The sequence below is a fragment of the Streptosporangium sp. NPDC001681 genome (assembly GCF_040298085.1).
Classification (GTDB): Bacteria; Actinomycetota; Actinomycetes; order Streptosporangiales; family Streptosporangiaceae; genus Streptosporangium.
Window position 1 is genome coordinate 168,369 of the sequence record NZ_JBEOZN010000001.1, and the last position, 19,452, is coordinate 187,820.

20 protein-coding genes are annotated in these 19,452 nt (G+C 71.7%); 6 read left to right on the forward strand and 14 right to left on the reverse strand.

From position 1 onward, the window contains the following. Positions 1-59: 59 nt before the first annotated feature. Both ABT130_RS00730 and ABT130_RS00735 read right to left on the reverse strand, forming a co-directional pair. Entirely contained in the window at positions 60-1,688 is a 1,629-nt protein-coding gene (locus ABT130_RS00730; RefSeq protein ID WP_350951699.1) for a hypothetical protein, read from the reverse strand. Further along, entirely contained in the window at positions 1,664-2,446 is a 783-nt protein-coding gene (locus ABT130_RS00735) for an ABC transporter ATP-binding protein (RefSeq protein WP_350911970.1), read from the reverse strand. Before ABT130_RS00735 ends, ABT130_RS00730 begins: the two co-directional genes overlap by 25 nt. 107 nt (positions 2,447-2,553) lie before the next feature. Between ABT130_RS00735 and ABT130_RS00740 the strand changes: the two genes are divergently transcribed. The 5 genes from ABT130_RS00740 to ABT130_RS00760 all read left to right on the forward strand — a co-directional run bounded on the left by ABT130_RS00740 (position 2,554) and on the right by ABT130_RS00760 (position 7,455). Next, the gene (locus tag ABT130_RS00740) at positions 2,554-4,158 is read left to right on the forward strand and encodes an acyl-CoA carboxylase subunit beta (RefSeq protein ID WP_350911850.1); all 1,605 of its coding nucleotides are present in this window, start codon (positions 2,554-2,556) and stop codon (positions 4,156-4,158) included. Next, complete coding sequence (locus tag ABT130_RS00745; RefSeq protein WP_350911848.1) at positions 4,155-4,361, forward strand: acyl-CoA carboxylase subunit epsilon; 207 nt, start codon at positions 4,155-4,157, stop codon at positions 4,359-4,361. Before ABT130_RS00740 ends, ABT130_RS00745 begins: the two co-directional genes overlap by 4 nt. A gap of 101 nt (positions 4,362-4,462) precedes the next feature. After that, positions 4,463-5,419, forward strand: a complete 957-nt coding sequence (locus ABT130_RS00750) for an NYN domain-containing protein (RefSeq protein ID WP_350911846.1) — start codon at positions 4,463-4,465, stop codon at positions 5,417-5,419. Between the two features lie 111 nt (positions 5,420-5,530). Continuing rightward, positions 5,531-6,952, forward strand: coding sequence for an AlkA N-terminal domain-containing protein (locus ABT130_RS00755; protein WP_350951701.1), 1,422 nt, complete (start codon positions 5,531-5,533; stop codon positions 6,950-6,952). Continuing rightward, positions 6,949-7,455, forward strand: coding sequence for a methylated-DNA--[protein]-cysteine S-methyltransferase (locus ABT130_RS00760; protein ID WP_350951703.1), 507 nt, complete (start codon positions 6,949-6,951; stop codon positions 7,453-7,455). Before ABT130_RS00755 ends, ABT130_RS00760 begins: the two co-directional genes overlap by 4 nt. Before the next feature lie 166 nt (positions 7,456-7,621). On the opposite strand, the gene ABT130_RS00765 is transcribed toward ABT130_RS00760, so the two are convergent. The 12 genes from ABT130_RS00765 to ABT130_RS00820 form a co-directional block, all read right to left on the reverse strand. After that, positions 7,622-8,557, reverse strand: coding sequence for a hypothetical protein (locus ABT130_RS00765; protein ID WP_350951705.1), 936 nt, complete (start codon positions 8,555-8,557; stop codon positions 7,622-7,624). Between the two features lie 46 nt (positions 8,558-8,603). Then, on the reverse strand, positions 8,604-9,284 hold the full coding sequence (locus ABT130_RS00770; protein ID WP_350951707.1) for a hypothetical protein: 681 nt from the start codon (positions 9,282-9,284) through the stop codon (positions 8,604-8,606). 182 nt (positions 9,285-9,466) lie between these two features. Continuing rightward, complete coding sequence (locus ABT130_RS00775; RefSeq protein WP_350951709.1) at positions 9,467-12,418, reverse strand: hypothetical protein; 2,952 nt, start codon at positions 12,416-12,418, stop codon at positions 9,467-9,469. Between the two features lie 52 nt (positions 12,419-12,470). Beyond that, positions 12,471-12,878, reverse strand: a complete 408-nt coding sequence (locus tag ABT130_RS00780; RefSeq protein WP_350951711.1) for a pilus assembly protein TadG-related protein — start codon at positions 12,876-12,878, stop codon at positions 12,471-12,473. 176 nt (positions 12,879-13,054) lie between these two features. Next, positions 13,055-13,462: a TadE/TadG family type IV pilus assembly protein gene (locus tag ABT130_RS00785; RefSeq protein ID WP_350951713.1), complete on the reverse strand. Its 408-nt coding sequence runs from the start codon at positions 13,460-13,462 to the stop codon at positions 13,055-13,057. Beyond that, on the reverse strand, positions 13,459-13,932 hold the full coding sequence (locus ABT130_RS00790) for a TadE/TadG family type IV pilus assembly protein (protein ID WP_350951715.1): 474 nt from the start codon (positions 13,930-13,932) through the stop codon (positions 13,459-13,461). The genes ABT130_RS00785 and ABT130_RS00790 overlap by 4 nt, the downstream gene beginning before the upstream one ends. Beyond that, positions 13,919-14,167, reverse strand: a complete 249-nt coding sequence (locus tag ABT130_RS00795; RefSeq protein WP_350911829.1) for a hypothetical protein — start codon at positions 14,165-14,167, stop codon at positions 13,919-13,921. The genes ABT130_RS00790 and ABT130_RS00795 overlap by 14 nt, the downstream gene beginning before the upstream one ends. A 2-nt stretch (positions 14,168-14,169) precedes the next feature. Next, positions 14,170-15,105 (reverse strand): type II secretion system F family protein, encoded by a 936-nt coding sequence (locus ABT130_RS00800; protein WP_350911827.1) that lies wholly within the window; start codon positions 15,103-15,105, stop codon positions 14,170-14,172. Continuing rightward, complete coding sequence (locus tag ABT130_RS00805; protein ID WP_350951717.1) at positions 15,098-15,985, reverse strand: type II secretion system F family protein; 888 nt, start codon at positions 15,983-15,985, stop codon at positions 15,098-15,100. The genes ABT130_RS00800 and ABT130_RS00805 overlap by 8 nt, the downstream gene beginning before the upstream one ends. Next, positions 15,982-17,283, reverse strand: coding sequence for a TadA family conjugal transfer-associated ATPase (locus tag ABT130_RS00810; RefSeq protein ID WP_350911823.1), 1,302 nt, complete (start codon positions 17,281-17,283; stop codon positions 15,982-15,984). Before ABT130_RS00810 ends, ABT130_RS00805 begins: the two co-directional genes overlap by 4 nt. Beyond that, the gene (locus ABT130_RS00815; protein ID WP_350951719.1) at positions 17,280-18,071 is read right to left on the reverse strand and encodes a hypothetical protein; all 792 of its coding nucleotides are present in this window, start codon (positions 18,069-18,071) and stop codon (positions 17,280-17,282) included. Before ABT130_RS00815 ends, ABT130_RS00810 begins: the two co-directional genes overlap by 4 nt. Before the next feature lies 1 nt (position 18,072). Then, positions 18,073-18,774 (reverse strand): CpaB family protein, encoded by a 702-nt coding sequence (locus tag ABT130_RS00820; RefSeq protein WP_350951721.1) that lies wholly within the window; start codon positions 18,772-18,774, stop codon positions 18,073-18,075. A 336-nt stretch (positions 18,775-19,110) separates the two neighbouring features. Between ABT130_RS00820 and ABT130_RS00825 the strand changes: the two genes are divergently transcribed. Continuing rightward, positions 19,111-19,449, forward strand: a complete 339-nt coding sequence (locus ABT130_RS00825; protein ID WP_350951723.1) for a hypothetical protein — start codon at positions 19,111-19,113, stop codon at positions 19,447-19,449. Positions 19,450-19,452 lie beyond the last annotated feature (3 nt).

The window sequence follows — 19,452 nt, forward strand, 5'->3', positions numbered from 1 at the left end:
CAGCGTACCCAGTCCGTTTTCTCCGGCGGAGACCGGTCTCACCCATTGGACTAGACCACTCAGACGGCCTTGGAGATCGCCTGCAGCAGCGCTGGATACCTGGCGAAAGCGGCTTTACCCGCGATTCTCCGGCCGCCGGCGGAGAGCAGCAGTCCGTACGGCACCGCCAGCGCGGCGACCCAGGTGAGGCCGAACAGCACCGGCAGCACGATCGGCAGCACGAGCAGGCCGGTGCCGATCAACGCGCCGAGCGAGGCCGCGAAGGCGATGCCGCCCTGCCCCGGAGCCGCACCCGTGAAGGCGTTCAGGCGTTCCGGCACGCTGTAGGGCATATGCACGCTGGTCAGCGCGCCCACCCCGAGCCCGACCCCGAGGACGCCCCAGGCGGTCAGGGTGGCTGGGACCGCCCAGCCGACGTCTCCGGCCAGCAGGGCCGCGACCAGGGAGAGCACCAGCAGCACCGGAACCCCGATCGTCGCCACGGCCAGGTGCCGCCCCGCGATGTCGGTGCGCCAGTCGCGATCGGTGCCGTAGGCGACGGCGTTCATCCACAGCGAGCGGCCGTCGATGCCGAAGGCGTTGCACCACTGCATGCTGATCAGCCCCGCGCCGATGCAGGCGGGAGCGACCGCCAGGGCGACCCCGGCCGGACCGCCCTGCCCGTTCAGCGAGAAGGCCATGACGCCCGCGACCGCGACGGCGGCGAACCAGCCGACCCTGCCCCGCGGATCACGGCGGGCGTACCTGAACTCCTTGCCCACGACCGCGGCGAGCGGGCCGTCGGGCAGGACCCTGGCCAGCAGGCCCCGGGAGTTGCGCACCGAGGAGCTCTGGGTGGAGGCGTCAGGGGAGACCAGGGCGCGGCGCAGTGCCGCGATCCACAGCCACCCCACCCCGGCGACCAGGGCGGCGAGCACGACGATCGCCAGAAGGGCCGCCGCTCCTCCGTCGGCGACGGCGTGCGCCGCCATACCTGACGGGGTCCAGCGCAGCACCGAGGCGGTACCGCGCAGCATCGCCCCCGGGTCGGCCGACAGACCGCCGTTGAGCAGCAGGTTGGGCAGCTGTGCCACCAGCACGACGAAGATCACTGAGACGGCCAGCACGTCACGGCCCCTGCGGGTGCGCAGCACGCCGGAGAGCGCCGTGGTGACCAGCCGGGAGAGGACGATGCAGAGCGCGAAGTGGAGCAGCACCGCCACAGTGCCCAGGAGCACCCCGCCGGCCCCCGTGGCCAGCCCGGCCACGGCCCCGATCATGACGACCAGCGTGGCGACCGGCCAGACGCCGGTGATCGAGGCGGCGAACATGCCGGTGGCGAGCTGACCGGTCCGCAGCGGAAAGAGCGCCAGCCGCGACGGGTCGAGCGTGTCGTCCAGCCCGAACGCGAGCAGCGGCACGACCGCCCAGCCCACCAGGAAGGCGGCGAACAGCACGGTGACGACGTCGCCTGCGACCTCGGCGGACGCGAGACGCAGCGTGGTCATGGCGAAAAAGCCCAGGGCGGCGAAGACGATCGCGGCGATCATCGTGAAGACGAACCCCAGCAGGTGCTGGACGCTGCCGCGCAGATTGCCGGCGACGAGCCGGAGCTTGAGCCGTACGAACACCGAGGGCCCCACCCGCACGGTCCCGGGCACCGCCCGCTGCCGGTCCGGCGCGCTCATGCCGGGGTCGCGCCCAGCCATGACAGGCCCTCCTGCCCGCTCGTGCCGTCACCCCGGGCGCCGACCAGCCCCAGGAACGCCTCGTTGAGGCTGCGGCCCGCCCTGACCTCGTCCAGCGGCCCCTGGGCGACGATCCGCCCGCCGTCCATCACCGAGACCCAGTCGCACAGGCGCTCGACGAGCTCCATGACGTGGCTGGAGAAGACGACGGTCGAGCCGGAGTCGGTGTAGCGCCTGAGCACCTCGACGAGCGTGTTGGCGCTGACCGGGTCGACGCCCTCGAACGGCTCGTCGAGAAAGAGCACACCGGGGTTGTGCAGCAGCGCGGCGGCCAGGCCGATCTTCTTGCGCATGCCCGTCGAGTAGTCGACGACGAGTTTGTCCGCCGACTCGGTCAGGCCCATGACCTTCAGCAGCCCCTCCGCCCGCTGCTCCACCTCGGCCCTGGGGATGCCTCGGAGCTGGCCGTTGTAGGACAGCAACTCCCTGCCGGAGAGCCGCTCGAACAGGCGCAGCCCCTCGGGGAGCACGCCGATGCGGCTCTTGACCGCGACCTGGTCGCGCCAGACGTCGACACCACCGATGTGGATCGAGCCCCCGTCGGGACGCAGCAGGCCGGTGACCATGCTGAGCGTGGTGGTCTTTCCCGCCCCGTTGGGACCGACCAGCCCGGCGAAACTGCCGGCGGGCACCACGAGGTCGACACCTCCCACGGCCACCTGCTGCCCGAATCTCTTGAACAACCCCTGCGTTCGCACCGCCTCGATGGCGTCCGGCATGTTCCCCCCTTCCAGGATCACGGCTCCGGCGATCAGCCGACTCATCCGGAAAACGAACGGTCGCCCCCGATAGTTCGCACTGTCAGAGAGCGGTTTACCCTGCTGGCATGAGCGAGCCCTTGAGCGCCGAGACCACGGCCGCCGAACCCGATATCCGTACGACGGCCGGGAAACTGGCCGATCTGGAACGCCGTCTGGACGAGGCCGCCCACGCGGGTTCCGCGCGCGCCATCGAGAAACAGCATGCGAAGGGCAAGATGACCGCCAGGGAGCGGGTCCTCGCCTTTCTGGACGAGGGCAGCTTCGTGGAGTTCGACGAACTCGCCAGGCACCGGTCCACCAGCTTCGGCATGGAGCGCGAGCGTCCGTACGGCGACGGGGTCGTGACCGGACACGGCACCGTCGACGGCCGCCCCGTGGCGGTGTTCTCCCAGGACTTCACGGTCTTCGGCGGTTCTCTGGGCGAGGTCTTCGGAGAGAAGATCGTCAAGGTCATGGACCACGCGCTGAAGACCGGCTGCCCGGTGATCGGCATCAACGACTCCGGCGGGGCGCGCATCCAGGAGGGCGTCGTCTCGCTGGGCCTGTACGCCGAGATCTTCAAGCGGAACGTGCACTCCTCGGGAGTGATCCCGCAGATCTCGCTGATCATGGGCCCGTGCGCGGGCGGCGCCGTCTACTCGCCGGCCCTCACCGACTTCGTGCTGATGGTGTCGGAGAAGTCGCACATGTTCATCACCGGCCCCGACGTGATCAAGACGGTCACCGGCGAGGAGGTGACGTTCGAGGAGCTCGGCGGCGCGCACACGCACAACTCCCGCTCGGGTGTCGCCCACTACGAGGCCTCCGACGAGGCCGACTGCCTGGAGTTCGCCAGGGCGCTGCTCTCCTACCTGCCGTCCAACAACATGGACGAGACCCCGGTGTTCGACGCCGAGGTGGTGCTGGAGACCACCGACTCCGATCGGGAGCTCGACACGCTGGTCCCCGACTCGGCGAACCAGCCCTACGACATGCACACGGTTCTCGAACACGTCCTGGACGACGGCGAATTCCTTGAGGTGCACGCGCAGTTCGCGCCGAACATCCTGGTGGGTTTCGGCCGGGTCGAAGGGCGCTCCGTGGGGATCGTCGCCAACCAGCCGATGAGTTTCGCGGGCACGCTGGACATCGCGGCCTCGGAGAAGGCCGCGAGATTCGTACGTACATGCGATGCCTTTAACATTCCGGTACTGACATTTGTCGATGTCCCCGGATTCCTTCCCGGCACCGACCAGGAATGGAACGGGATCATCCGCCGCGGCGCCAAGTTGCTCTACGCCTACGCCGAGGCGACGGTGCCGCTGGTCACGGTCATCACCCGCAAGGCGTACGGTGGAGCCTACGACGTCATGGGTTCCAAGCACCTGGGCGCCGACATCAACCTGGCCTGGCCGACCGCGCAGATCGCGGTGATGGGAGCGCAGGGCGCGGTCAACGTCCTCTACCGGCGCGAGCTCGCCTCGGCCGCCGATCCGGACGCCCAGCGGGCCCGGTTCATCGCTGAATACGAGGACACGCTCGCCAACCCGTATCTCGCGGCCGAACGTGGGTATGTGGACGCGGTGATCCGCCCCTCCGACACCCGAGTCCAGATCGTCAAGGCGCTCAGGACCCTGCGCAACAAGCGCGCGACCCTGCCGCCGAAGAAGCATGGGAACATCCCGCTGTGAGACACCTGAAGATCATTAAAGGGGATGCGACCCCCGAGGAGATCGCCGCGGTGGTGATCGCCATCTCTGCGCACACCGCGGCCGCGACTTCGGGCCCGAAAGCCCTGCAGACGCCAAAATCCTGGAGCAATCACTCACATGGCATGCGAAAACATCTTCCTACCGGACAAGGTGCGTGGAGATCGAGCGCACTGCCGAGATAGATCCTCAGAACGGGGTGTCAACTTGCACGAGAGTTGGGACCATCTAAGAAATGGGCGCATATAGTCAGCCGATCAGCTAGTTACGAGGCCTGGAGGACGACATGACCATCCTGGACCTCACGTCACACCCCATCGCCGCGAAGTACGCCGTCCTGGTCGACGTCGGGTACCTGTACGCCGCGGCGGGGGAGGTGCTTCTGAGCGCCAAGGAGCGCAAGGAGTACCGGGTCGCGGCGGACGAACTGATCCAGGCGTTGCAGAAGCACGCGGAGGAGCGAATCCACGGCGAGCTGCTGAGGATCTACTGGTACGACGCCGCCCGCGACCGGGTGCCGACCGTCGACCAGCGGGTCATCGCGCAGCTCCCCTGGGTCAAGGTCCGCCTGGGTAACCTCAACGCGAGGGGCCAGCAGAAGGGCGTGGACGCGCAGATCAGGAGCGACCTGGAGGCGCTGGCCAGGCACCACGCGGTGAGCGACACCATACTGCTGGCCGGGGACGAGGACATGGTCCCCGCCGTCGAGGCCGCCCAGGCCTACGGGGTGCGGATCCACCTGTGGGGGGTGGAGCCGCCGTACGGCACCAACCAGGCCGAGCGCCTGGTCTGGGAGTCCGACACCGTCGAGATCATCAGTGCCGACTTCCTGCGCTCCTTCTTCAGCCGGGCCCCCGCGCCGGTCCCGGTGCCGGCCGCCCCGAGCGCCCCCTCCCCCGCCCAGGTCTTCGCCGGGCGCACCGCCGCCGCCACCGCCACCGCCAAGCCCAAGGCCCCCGCGGGCCAGGTCACCAAGCTGGGCCCGAGCCGCCCGCGCGTCGAGGAGGTCGGTGAGCACGTGGCCCAGAAGTGGATCCTCACCCGCGGCCGCGACAACATCCGCGACCTGCTCCCGGGGCCGATCCTGCCCACGGTCATCGACACCGAGCTGCTCATCGAGGCGGAGAAGGAGCTGGGGCACTCCCTCCGTCCCTACCCCGAGGCACGCGTCTGGCTACGCGACGGATTCTGGGCCCGCGTCTACCGGGAGTTCGAGATCGGGGTCGGCGTCTCCTCCAAGTGACGCGCCCGCGAGGCACGCCTCAGCGGATCACCGCCCTCCCCGCGACGACCGCCACGACCATGTCCGATTCCCGCCAGCCGTACGGGGTGGGCTGCGAGTAGCGTCATCAGCATGTCCGTGAGAGAGCTCGACTTCGACGCCTGTTACCGCGCGGTGGCCGCGAGGGACGCCCGGTTCGACGGGCGCTTCTACACGGCGGTCACCTCCACCCGTATCTACTGCCGGCCGATCTGCCCGGCACGCACCCCTGCCAGCCGCAACGTGCGGTTCTACCACCACGCGGCCGCCGCCGAGGCCGCCGGGTTCCGGCCGTGCAAGCGGTGCCGGCCCGAGCTGAGCCCCGGCGATCCCGGCTGGGACCACCGGGGCGACCTGGTCGGCAGGGCGCTCCGGCTGATCGACGAGGGGGTGGCGGACGACGGCGGGATGGCCCGGCTGGCCGCGCGGTTGCACATCACCGGGCGGCACCTGCACCGGCTGTTCACCACGGAGATCGGCGTGGGGCCGCTGGCCGTGGCCAGGACCAAGCGCCTGCTGCTGGCCAAGCAACTGCTGACCGAGACCGGGCTGCCGATCGTCGACGTGGCGTTCGCGTCGGGTTTCGGCAGCGTCCGGCAGTTCAACGCGACCATGAAGGACACCTACGGGTTCACCCCGGGCGAGCTGCGGGCGACCACGCGACGCAGCACCGACGTCTCGGGCGACGCGCTGACCCTGCGGCTACACCGCAGGGAGCCGTACGACGCCACGGCCCTGATGCGGTTCCTGGCCGCGCGGGCGATCCCCGGTCTGGAGCACGCGGACGGCACCTCCTACCGCCGCGCCGTCCCTGGTGGCACGGTCACCCTGACCCCCGAGGTGGACCACGTCCGGCTGGACGTGAGCGTCGACGACACCAGCCACCTGGCCAGGATCGTCGCCCGCTGCCGCCGCCTCCTCGACCTCGACGCGGACCCCGAGGCCATCTCCGCCGCCCTTGGCGAGACCTCGCTGGAACCGCTCGTCGCCGCCCGTCCCGGGCTGCGGGTGCCCGGCGCCTGGGACGGCTTCGAGGTGGCCGTCCGCGCCGTGATCGGCCAGCAGATCTCCGTCGCGGGTGCCCGCACCATCCTCGGGCGCGTCACCGCCCGAGCCGGGCGCCCGCAGCCCGGGACGGGCCGCGACGAGGGGTTGACCCACCTGTTCCCGACCGCGGCCGAGCTCCACGAGGCCGATCTGGGCGGGCTGGGCCTGACCGGGCGGCGGGTGGCCACGCTGAAGGCGCTCGCCGCCCGGGTGGCGGACGGCGAGATCGACCTGGACGGGGCACAGCAGCCCGCCCAGGCGGTGGCCGGGCTGCTCGAGGTCCCCGGGATCGGGCCGTGGACCTCGGGTTACATCGCGTTGCGGGCGCTGCGCGACCCGGACGCCTGGCCTGGCGGAGACCTCGGCCTGCGGCGGGCCATGGCCTGCCTGGGCATCCCGGAAGACCACATCGAGCGGTGGCGTCCATGGCGGGCGTACGCCGCACTGCATCTTTGGAGTTCCGAATGATAGAAGCACAGGTACTCACCACCCCGACCGGTCCGCTGGCGCTGCTCGCCCGCGAGGGCGTCCTGGTCGCGGCGGGCTTCACCGACGCCCCGGACGAGATGTTCGCGCGGCTCTCCCCCGGCCTCCGGTCGGAGGGCCTGGTCCTGACCGCCGACCTGGGCCACCCGGCGCGTGCCGTACGCGACTACCTGGACGGCGACTTGAAGGCCCTCGACTCCGTGGCGCTGGAACAGCCGGGCACCCCCAAGCGGCAGCGGCTGCTCACCGCCCTGCGTGAGGTCCCGCCGGGCGTCACGATCAGCTACGCCGAGCTCGCCGAGCGGGCGGGCCTGCCGAGGACGGCGGCCAGGGCGGCCGGGGGCGCGTGCGCGCAGAACCTGATCGCGCCGTTCGTTCCCTGCCACCGCATCCTGCCGTCCACCGGCGGGTTCGGCGGCTACTACTACGGCACGCCGGTCAAGCGGTGGCTGCTCACCCACGAGAAGGCGATCACCGGCGAGTAGTGCGAGCGGGGTCCGGCCGGCCAGGCGCCGGCCGGGAGTCCTCGCCGGCCTCCCGGGGATCCGAGCCGGGGCCGTCTCCGGCGGCCTCCTGCCGTCGAACCAGGTGAACATCGGTGGTCACCGCACGTTGGCGTCGAGGTCGGCCCGGATGGTGCGGGTGACCGTCTCAGCCGGTCTTCCTGACGGTGCTCTGCACCTCGCCCACCGGGACGTCGCGGGTGACCCCGACCTCGACCGGGTCGTAGGCGAAGGGCACCACGTCGTCCTCGATCTCGATGGGCCAGACCGAGGTGACCGTCAGCACGTAGGCGTCACGCGGCTGGTCGACCGAGGCCCGCAGGTAGCGCACGCCGCAGGTGAACGCGGCGCCCTTCGCGTACGGCTTGCCTCCGGGGCCGCACTCCTCCTTGACCTCCGCCCGGTCGGCGGTGGTGCCCGCGTCGATCCGGATGTCCTCAAGGGTGGCGGTCACGGTGGCGCTCATCACCCCGGGCAGCGTCGCCGTCACGGACCTGGTGGTCTCGCCGATGCCGCTCAGCCAGACCCAGGTCGGCAGGTTGACGTAGCTCTTGGCGTCCGGGTTGAGCTCGATCTTCGGCTCGGGCACGGTCAGCGCGGCGCGGGCGATCTCGACGAGTTCGGCGATGGTGATCCCGGCGGGCGGCGTGGTGTTCGGGGGCGCGAACACGTAGGGCTCGCCCAGCGCGGCCACGCACGCCAGCCCGTTCGGATCGGCGGAGTTGTAGGCGCGCTGCCACCAGGTGCCCTCCTGGCCGATCCGGGCCTCGAACGGCTTCAGCGCCTCCTTCCGCCTCTCCCACTCCTGCCCGGGGAGGGCGTCGGGAAGGGCGTCTCGCTGCGAGTCCAGCATGTCGGCGGCGTTGCCCCGGGGCTCGTACCAGCAGGGGCGCTTGATCCGATATCCGTCGCTCTTCCCGCTGAGCCCGGTGCCCGTGACGACGATCCGGGAGTCCTTGAGGGTGACCCCGGCCCTGTTGCCGTGCTGGAAGCCCTCACCGGTCGCTCCCCCGGTGCCGGGAGGGTCGGACGGCACAGCGGGGGAGAACAGCAGCAACCCCGCGAGGATCACTTTTCCGATCATCGAACACCTCCGGTGTGGGGACCGGGTCCCGGCCGCGGGGAGAGAGTCATCTGAGGCAGCCCTTCGCGCGCTCGTCGGGGAGCTTCGCGTGGCGGAAGAGCCTGATACGCCAGCCCCCGTCGGCGGCCCGCCCCATCGCGGCGGACTGGAGGAAGGGCTTCCTGGTCCAGTCGGGCTGCCTGGCGACGGGCTTGCCGGTGGAGGAGTCGAGGAGGCGCATCTTCGACTCGTCGACGCAGACGTCCAGCTGCGCCCCCCGGTCGTCGCCCGAGCCGCTGACCGCGCTGACGTTCAGGGCGTACAGCCGGGCGGTCCCCCGCACCGACCTGCGCTCGTCGAGAAACGCCCCCACCCAGGAGGACGCGTCGTCGACCGCGTCGTACTCGACCACGTCGAGGTAGCCGGTGTCACGGCCCTTGCTCACGACCGCCCTGAAGGCTCCGGCGAAGTAGTCGCGGAGAACCTCGATCATCGCGGTCGTGTCGGCGTCGGGCGCGGCGGGCCACTCGACCACCACCCGCACTCCCGGCGCGACCCCGACCGTCTCCTCTCGCGGCGCGGCCGACCGCGCCGAGTCCTGCGGGGAGGGCCGCGCGGGACCTCGCGAGGAGGTCTCGACGGGAGAGGTGTCCGAAAGATCGACGGGAGTGAACGGCTGAGCCTCCGACGGGGTACAGGCCGTCGACAGGAGCATGACCAGCGCGATCACCACACGCACACCGATCACGCTAGGAGCGTCCGCCCGCCGGAACCACCGATATGCACGATTCGGCATGGCTCCCCTGCCGCCCTCGCCCCGCATCCGGCGGCCCACCGCGCCGCCGCTCCCGTGGTGGGTCTCCGGCAGGGCATCCGCCGCGCCGCGACCCCGCGTGACCCCCGGCGCGCGGACCGGGCCCACCGGGCCCGTCATGCCGTCGGGGCCGAGCGCATCCGCCACGAGGGCAGCAGCTCGTCGATGAGGGCCTCGGTCTCCGGTGCCATCCCGCCGCCGTAGGGGTGGGAGGCGGCCCGCCGGTGCAGGGCGTCGGCCACGGCACGCAGGCGGACGGGGTCGTCGGTGAGATGCGTGGCCCGCAGCAGGTCGCGCCAGAGCCCCTCGTCGTCGGCGGCCAGCAGCAGCCCGGCCCGCACCGCCGCCACCGCCTGGTCGGTCTCACCGCGGGCCAGCCGTACCTCGCAGAGCCGGTGCGCGGCGTCCGCGACCCCCGCGGTCACGTTGTACTCCAGGTCGTCGGCTGCCAGCCAGGCGTAGCGGCCACGCGGGCGGCCGTTCAGCAGCGGACCCCGTACCAGGCCCAGTGCCCGATCGAGGAGCTCGGGACGCCCGCCGGGGTTGGCGTGCGACTGCCGGACGAGGTCGCGGAAGAGCATCCAGTCGGTGCGCACCTCCGGGCCGAGCCGCAGGCGCCCCGAGGTGTCGGCGTAGAGGTTGGGCCGCCCCTGGCTGTCGGTGCCCAGCCACGCGACGACCCTGGCGATCGTGGCGTCCCTGACGACCGCCTGCACGCCACGTGGCCAGAGGATGCCGCCGAGCACGACGGGGTGGACGCCGCCGGGGTGCGTCGCCAGGTAGACGACGAGCTCGACCGCGATCACGGCTCGCCCCTCCTCCATCGGCGAGGGACCGACGACCTCGGCGGGGCCGAGGATCCGCACCTCGACCGAGGGTGTCTGGGTGACCGGTTCCGGCTCATCGGCCAGCGGCTCGCCCTCCAGCCGTTCGGTCGCCAGGAACAGATCGATCAGTGCCCGGTACTGCCGCCGTGGCAGCAGCTGCGCGGCCACGTCGAACCCGAGCGCGTCCACCCTGGCGCGGCCCTCCTCGGTGATCGTCCAGTTCCAGGTGGCGTGCGGCACGTCACCCGCGATGACGTACCCGGCGGCGGTCCTGACGCCCTTCCTGGCGAGCAGCGCCAGGCGGCGGCCTTCCTCCTCGGTGGGGGCGATCGCGGACAGCAGGTAGTGCGGGGTGCAGGCCGGGTCGGCGGCGCGTCCGTGGATCCTGCCGGTGAGCACCTCGCCTCGGTTACCGCCGTCTTTGCCCGACGCCTCCAGTTCGGGCAGGATCTCCGCCAGGCTGCCCACGTACCTGATCCGCTCGGAGGCGATCACGGTCAGCTCCTCGCCGAAGCCGACCAGCGTGACGCGCATCCGGTCCGACCAGCGGTTGGTCGCCAGCTCCACGGCGAGCGCCGCCAGAGCGGCGGTGGCCTGCGCGCCCCCGATGCTGATCGGACCGTGGGCGGCCTCCAGGTCGACGAGCACCCGGCCCTCACCGCTGGAACCGAGCGAGACCAGCCCCGGGTACGGCGCGGGCGCGTCGGCGAGTGCCTGCTCGTCGAGCATCCGGCCCTCGTGCGCGGGAAGCCGCCAGACCTGGCCTCCGTCGTGGGCACTCCAGGGCGCGGGCGCGTCGGGGTCCGGCGGATGGATCCACAGGTCGAGGGTCTGCGGTGACAGGTGGGCCGCGTAGACCGTGGGCGGGACGCGGTTCTGGGCGGCGAGGGACCTGCCCAGCAGCCGGAGCCCGACGTCGAGCATCCGGCTGCCCGGGGCGTCCGCGCCGAGCCTGAGCGCCAGCTCGGCCTGGGCGGCGTCGTCCCTCGGCCGGGTGATCCGGCGCCCGAACGCCCGGTGCCAGAGCTGCCGCCTGCGCCTGCGGCCGAGCGCCACCAGCAGCCCGGCCGCGGCCAGCGAGGCCCCGGCCAGGTAGTCGAGCATCTCCAGCCCGGTGTGCTGCCCGTTCTCCGCGGGCCCCGCCACCGCCGCTCCCGGGTCCGCCGCGCCGGGATCCTGCCGCCCGGGCGCGGTGGTGGCGGGCGCGCCGGTGGCCGCCGTGTCCGGACCGCGCTCGGCGGTCGCCTTGGGGACGGGCACCTGGCGCGGGTCGTGCGAGGCACCGCGCTCGGCGGCGGTGTCGGGACGGTGCCCGGCCGCATCGTGGCGCCCGTTCTGTCCCCGGCCGGTCTCCCGTGCCTGGCCCGCGCCCTCGCCGGGAGTGGAGATCTCGGGTGCGGGCTCCGCCGGGAGGTCCGCACCGCCCGGGGTGAAGGTCTGGGTACGGCCGTCCAGCTCGGCGGGCTTGCCGGGATGCTCCTTGAGGGTGTCGTCGCGCGGCTGGGACGCCGGGACGATGTGCACGTTGCGCGCGTCGTCCGGCATGTCCAGCACCCAGCCCGGCCTGATCAGGTCGGCCATCCGCAGGCGACTGCCGTCCGGCTGCTCCCTGTGCTGGTTGAGCCGGTAGATCTCCGGATACCGCCGCCCGTCACCGAGGCACTTCTCCGCGATCTCCCACAGGCTCTCGTGGTGGCGGCCGTGCGGCGGCTGCACCACGTAGACCTTCTTGGCCTTCTGCACCGGCGCCAGCTCCACCCGCTCGGCGCCGGCCGGGGCCGACGCCGCCGACAGCCCGGTCGAGACGATGGCGGAGGTCGCGGGCGGCAGGCTGGTCAGCTTCGCGATCGGCAGGGCCACCGCCGAGACGGTGAACAGCAGCATGGCCGCCGAGACCAGCCGGTTGGCGAACATCTGGGTGCCCCCGGAGAACGGCACCCGGGCCGGCATCCCGACCCGGCGCACTCCGGCGTAGATCTCGACCAGTACGCAGACCACCATCTGCAGCCAGGCGAGCCAGACCAGCAGCACGAGGATCGCGACGATCGTGCTCGTGCCCACCTGGCTGGTCAGCAGGTCGAGGTCGCGCAGCTCCGGCGGGAGCGGCGGCCCGGCCAGCCGGAACAGGGCGTAAGGGACCCCCGCGATGAGCGCGACCAGGACGGCCAGCGCGCCGAGGCCCGCCAGCAGGTCTCCCGGTGTGCGCCTGTCCTTGATACGCACGGGCTGTCGCGTGGGCATTCGTCTCCCTCCCCGTCCAGATTCGTCGTCGGTCAACCGGTGGGCCAGCGATTCACGGCAATTGGTCTGCCCCGATATCCGGCCCCGCCGCGGCCAGGGCCTCCATGTCCGAGCCGGGGAAACCGAACGCGGCCAGGAAGAACGCCTTCCAGGTGACGGAGACGTTCACGGTGACCTCGGCCTGGGCGCCGCCGAGCGCGCACTGGGTGAGCTGGACGTCGCCGGCGCCGTGCGCCGAGACGATCTCCTCGGCCTTCGCGCAGACCTCCCCCTCTCCCAGCAGCCGGGCCTGGCCGGTGGCGCGCAGGTGCTCGACGTCGATCTGGTCCGCGGCGGCCCTGGCGGCCTGCTCGGCGATGTCGGCGGCCCGCAGCCGGGCGTTGATGGCGGCCCCGCCGTCCACGAGCAGCCCGGCCAGCAGGAACACCACCACCGAGAAGATCACCGTGAAGATCGACATCGACCCTCGCTCGCCGTGGCGTCCTCTCCCGGCGCCCGAACCCGCCGGACGCCCGGACGTCCGGCATGCCACGGGCAGGGGTGCGAGGCGACACGGAGCGGGCGACTGCCCGGACGTCCGGCACACCGTCGTTGGACGGGGGAGGCCCCGGTGCCGCGAGGGTGGGTTCACGAGATTCACCCGACTCTCCGAAACTGCTCCAGCGGGACCACCGAGTCGCCCTTCATCTCCTTGGCAGCGCCGAAGCCGAGGAACTCCAGATCCAGGGAGCAGGTCACCTGGGCGTGGACCCGGCCGCCCTCCTTCCATTCGGTACCGGCCAGGCTGACCTCGGGCTCGCACTCGCCCGACAGCGCGGCGCGGGCCACCTCGGCCGCGGCGTCCTCGGCGTCGGCCAGCGTGCGCTCGACGGAGGCGGCCCTGGCGGCGTCCCTGGCGGCGCCGTTGACCTCGCCCTGGGCCTCCACCACCCTTCCCGCGCCGACCAGGAACAGCAGGAAGAGCAGGAAGACCGGGGCCAGCAGCACCGTCTCGGCGCTGAGCGACCCTCGATCGTCCCCGGCCACGGGAATCAGCCGGCTCACTCGCATCCTTCACTTCCGTCGTCGGGCCGGAAACACTCGATGGGACCGCCGAAGCGCGCGGTGACCGTGAACGTGGTGGAGGGCAGCAGCGGGACGACCTGGACCGCCGAGGCGGTCACCTCGACACCCCGCTGGTCGCCCTCCGCCCAGACGGTGACCGTGGCGCCCTCCAGGAGCTTCGGGCCGACGGTCCGGATCACCTCCTGGGCGCGGGACTCGGCGTCCTGCTGCCAGGACTCGGTGTCGACCCGGGCCAGCCGCGCCCCCTCCCTGGCCGCGGCGTCGGCGATCTGGCGCCCGTGGAACCAGAGGGCGGACTGCACGATGAGCAGGATGACGACCAGCACCACCGGCATGATGATCGCCAACTCGATCACGGTGGCGCCGCGTTCACCACTCCGGCTGCCGTCCCGGCCGGGCTTGGCCCCCCCGTTCCCGGAGCGGCCCCGCTCACGGTCACGGGTCTCCAAGGTCGCCGCCCCCGCCCCCGCCGCCCCCGCCGCCGAACTGACTGGAGATCTCCGCCTGCTTCCCCTCGACGAGGGTCTTGATGAGCGTGGCGAGGCCGAGCGCCACCCCGGCGATGATGGCCGTGATGATGACCCATTCGACGGCGGAGGCCCCCCGGGTGGGGGCGTTGCGCGCCCTGGTGATCCGGACGCTCAGAACGGCGGTCGCGTAAGTGATCCACGGATGGCTCAGCATGGTCAGGACCCCAACATCTTCATAGCGGCCGGAAAACTTAGAAAGATCACGAAACCCGCGCAGAGCAGGAGCTGGGCGACGAGCATCGACTGGGAGCGCTCGCCCGCCTGCCCCTCGATCTCGGCCAGCTCGCGGCGGCGCATGGTCGCGGCACGGGCGGTGAGGGACGAGCGGACCTTGGCGCCGTCGTCGGCGACCAGGCCGAGCGCCGCGGACAGGTCGCGCAGCTCGTCGACGTTGATCTCGTCACCGAGCTGGCCGAGGGCCTGCCAGGGGGTGATGCCGACGATCCTGGCGTTGCCGAGCGCCTCGCGGATACGGGACATCGCCCAGTTGGCGCCTTCCTCGTCAGGGCCGGGACTGCCCACCGAGACCGCCATCATCAGCGCCTCGGGCACCCCGCGCCCGCCCGCCAGGTTCATCGCGACGAGGTCCAGGAAGGAGCCGACGACGTGCCGGAAGTCGCGGCGCATCCGCGCGGCGTCCCGCTTGACCTGCAGGTCCGGCAGGACGAAGAAGACCCCGGCGACCACGAGTGCCGCCCAGAGCGGGACGGTGAGGGAGACGCCCCAGTCCATCAGCACCAGCCAGCCGACCAGCAGCGGGAAGGCCAGCAGCCCGGAGACCGCCAGCAGCACCTTGGTGGCCAGGAAGCCCTCGAACGACCTGCCGAGCAGCGCCAGGTCGGCCCTGGCGGAGCGCGCCTCCCAGCCCCTGGCCGCGTAGAAGCGGGCCATCCGCTCCCCCAGGCCGCGCCGGAAGACGCTGACCTCCTCGTCGGGCAGGATGAGCCGGGCGCGAGGCGCGTCGGTGCCCTCGCGGGCCGCGTCGAGCGCCAGCAGCCGCGTCACCAGCCCTGGGCGGGCCGGGAACAGCGCCCGGAACAGCAGGAACAGGCCCATCCCGAGCACGGAGCCCGCCAGCAGCGCCTCAGTCATCGGACACCTCACCCCCGGAGGGCAGGCCCAGCAGGCGGGCGGGTTTGTCGAAGCGGGCCAGGCGGCGCATCCAGGCGAACCCCGCGCCGAACAGCCCGGCGACCACCACGAGCACGGCCTGGCCGAGCGCGTTGTCGTACTCCTCGACGTAGGAGGGGTTGAACACCACGAGCATGACGGCGAAGGCGATGGCCGTGCCGACCACGATCTGCACGCTCCGCCGGGTGGAGCGGCGCTCGGCCTCGACCCGGCGGCGCATGTCGAGCTCCTCGCGGGCGGAGACGGCCAGCGCGCCGAGCACGTCACGCAGGCCGGGGCCGCGCAGCTTGGAGTTGAGGATGAGGGCGGCCACGACCAGGTCGGCGGAGGGGTCGTCGAGCTCGTCGGCGAAGCGCCTGAGCGCGTCGGGCAGCGCCATCCTGGTGTGCAGGCGGTCGACCATCGACCGCAGGTGCGGGCGGAGCGTGGGGGCCGCCGCCCGGATCGAGGACGGGATCGCCTGCTCCAGCCCGGCCGCCCCGGCGATGGTGTCGCGGAGCGACTCGGTCCAGGCGGCCAGGGCCTCCAGCCTGCGCATCGCGGTCCGCTCCTCGGCGGCTCCGCCGGACAGGCCCCGCCAGGCCAGGGCGAGGAGCACGGCTCCGACCGCCATGACCGGCCACCCGGTCACCACGAGCACGACCACCCCGACGATGACCCCCACCGCGGTACGGGTGGACAGCGCGCGGACGAACTCGCGCCTGCCCGCCTGCCTGCCGGGGGACGACGGACGGGGGCGCACCCCGTACAGCGCGACGACGAGCAGGAACAGCCCCGCGCCGATCGCGATGCCGGCCAGCAGCACCAGCGGGTCGAACAGGCCCGGAGGCAGGGAGGTCATGTCCAGCCTCCCGGGTCGTAGCCGAAGTGGGCGAGCTCCTCCAGGCACGACAGCGGCGCGTGTGGCGCGACCCGGCCGTCGGGCGTCATGGCGAACACCTCCGAGGAGAGCACCCTGCCGTCCACTCCGGCCACCTCGCGCACGCTCGACACGAAGCGCCGCAGCCTGCCTCCCACCGCGTAGTCGTTGCGCTTCTCGATGAACACCACGAAGTCGATCGCGCCCGCGATGAGCATGTGGGTGGCCTCGATCGGCAGGCGCTCCGTGGCCTGGAGCGCGTAGGTCGCGATGCGGTTGAAGACCTCCATCGAGGAGTTGGCGTGAATCGTCGACAGCGAGCCGTCGTTGCCCTGGGTCATCGCGTTGAGCATGGTGACGATCTCGTCGCCGAGGACCTCTCCGACGATCACCCTGGACGGGTTCATGCGCAGGGAGCGGCGGACCAGTTCCGCCATGGTGATCTCGCCCTGGCCCTCGGAATTGGGCAGCCGCTGCTCGAAGGCGACCACGTTGGGATGGAGTTCCGGGAATTGGTCGAGGCCGAGTTCGAGGGCGCGCTCGACGGTGATGAGCCGCTCGGAGGGCGGAATCTCATTGGCCAGGGCGCGCAGCAGTGTCGTTTTCCCGGCGTTGGTCGAACCGGAAATCATGATGTTCTTCCTGGCCGCCACCGCCGCCGCCAGAAACCGCCCCAGCTCCGGGGTCAGGCTGCCGTTTCCCACCAGGTCGCTGAGGAAGACCTTGCCCAGCCGGGAGCGGCGGATGGAGATGGACGGGCGGACCGTCACGTCCATCACGGCCGAGAGCCGGGAGCCGTCGGGAAGGCGCAGGTCGAGCTGGGGGTTGGCGGTGTCGAACGGCCTGCTGGACAGGCCGCTGTAGGCGGCGAGGATCTGGACCAGCTCGACCAGTTCCTCGTCGGACTCGGCCACGGGCTCACGCATGATCTCCTGGCCGTCGGCGTAGCCGACGAACACCCGATCGCAGCCGTTGATGTCGATGTTCTCGACCTCGGGGTCGTCCAGCAGGGGTTGGAGGCGGCCGACGCCGAACAGGGCCGCGTGGATCCCCGCGGCCAGCGCCTCCTCCTCCTCGGCGGTGGGCGGGGTCCTGCCGACACCGATCTCGCCGCGGGCGAACTCCTCCAGGATCTGGGCGATCAGCGCGCGGGCGAACTGGCGTTCGTCCTCACCGGTCATCGGCTGCAGGCCACTGGCCTGGTCCAGGCGGCGCTGGTGGGCCAGCCTGTCTCCGACGTCCTGCCGGAAGCGCTTCACCAGCGTGTGGTCGATGGTCACGGCCTGGCTCCGCTCGACGGCTCGACGGGCACGCCCATGACCGGCTCGGGAGCGCTGACCTGTGCGGCGAGGCGGCCGCCCAGCTCCCGGGCGGTGCGGATCAGCAGGGAGCGGTCCAGGCGCCCGCCCCACTGGCCGCGCAGCAGCTCCGCGCCCTTGGGGTCGTGCGCGAGCCCGCTCACGAAGGCGAGGTTCCTGCCGGTGCCCACGACGATCCGGCGGACCTCCTCGATCGTCGTGCGGTACTGCCGGGGATCGGCGATCACGACCACGCCCACCTGCGGCTCGCGAGGCATGATCTGCAGGCGTTCCCGCAGGTGGGCGACGTGGTCCAGGCTCGCCCTGGTGAACAGCACCACCAGCGAGGCCTCCGCGGTCAGCTCGGCCAGCTGGGGGTGACCGCCGAGGCGTCCGCAGTCGGCCAGCACGTCGGCGCCGGGCATCGTGGCCAGTGCCCGGCCGAGCGGACCCCAGAGCCAGGTCAGCCCGGCCGCCTGTTCGCCGTGGGTCAGCCCCGCCAGTACGTCCAGACCACCGATGATCTTCTGGGTGTGCTCGTGGATCTGTTCCGGGTGCAGGCCGCGCCGGGCCGTGGCCCCCAGGGTGAGCAGGCCCCTGGCCGGGTTGAGCACGCCGCCGTCGGCCGCGGGCAGGCGGTAGGCGAGATCTCCGCCCGCCGGGTCGCACTCGGCGAGCAGCACCGGGCGCGGCCAGATCGCGCCGAGCGCGGTGGCCGCCGTGGTCACTCCGGGCGCGCCCTTGTCCGCGGCCAGCACGATGAGCGCCACGTCAGCGTGCTCCCGGCAACTCGGCGAGCGCGATCTCACCGGTGGAGGCGTACGCGACGACCTCCGGTGAGATGGAACTGTCCACGATGATGGTGACCAGGCCGTTCGCACCGCTCCTGCCGGGCGTGCCGACCTGGTGGACCAGGGCGCTCTGCGCCAGCACCCGCCGCTCCTGGCCGGCGCCGCCGCCCCTGCTCGGCACGTAGACGACCTGGACCCGGTCTCCGCGCTCCAGGGTGCCCGGTGACTGGCCGGGTTTGAGGGCGAGACCGACCTGGGCCTTGCCGGGGCCCAGCTCCCTGCTGGCGGAGACCACCATCTCGCGGGTCAGGAGCGTTCCGGGGATGAGGGTGACGCGGGCGAAGTTCTCCGCGACGCGGGCGCGCTGGGACCAGGCCACGTAGCCGATGCCGGTGTCGGCGATCTGGACCTCCTTGAGCATCGCCTCGGTGAACTGCTGGCCGGCGCCGATCTGCTGGGAGACGGCGATCGCCGAGACGCGGTCGCCGCTGCGCAGGACGAGCAGGGTGGTGGCGAGGGCGCCGCCCAGGATGAGGAGGACGGCGAGGGCGGCGAGGGCTGGTTTGCGCTCGCGTGGGGGCACGGGAAGCTTGCGCGACGCCGGCCCGGACAGGGTGCCCGCCGACGACTGGCGCTCGGCGTTCACCGGGACACGGCCCGTTGGCTTCTCACTGGTCCTCATGGGTAGGGGGACTCCCAGAGTGATCATAAATATGGGGACTACTGGTCGAATTTACGCCATTATGCGCACCATACCGACGGGCTGCCGGACAAAAACCAGAACCCATGCTCGTTTGATAGGAACACGTCTGTCAACGCCGCTTCAGAAGAAAGTGGCGGTTTCGCTAGATGACGGGACACTTATCTGGGTGATAAGGACGGTAATTAACTCCTGCACCAATCGTCCCAGCATTTACCTCCATCATTACGGCGCCCCACCTCCTCCTTCACTCCATCGCTCACGGGATGTGCGCCCTCCTTAACCCTGAACCTGTTCAAAATGTGGCACCCTGGAAAGATGGCCACATCATCCGGGCGTGACGCCTCGGGCGGGGGACGGGTCAGGCTCCTTTTCCGCTCGGCGGCCGGGCGAATGCGCCGTCGCGGGGTCGAACGCCTCACCGCCGCCCCCGCGACGGAGCGAATGATCGAGAGGCTGCACCGCGCGGCCGTCGGGCTGGCCGAGGTGACCTCCGAGGTCAGCGCGTACGCCGGGCTGCTCGAGGAGAAGACGGGCGAGCTTCGGGACCGGACCGCGGCCCGCCGTTCCGCCGGTTCTCCGAACAGGTTTTCCACAGCTCCATACCGCGGGCAGGCCGGTCCCCAGGAGGTGATAAATCACCAAATATCCCCATAAAGC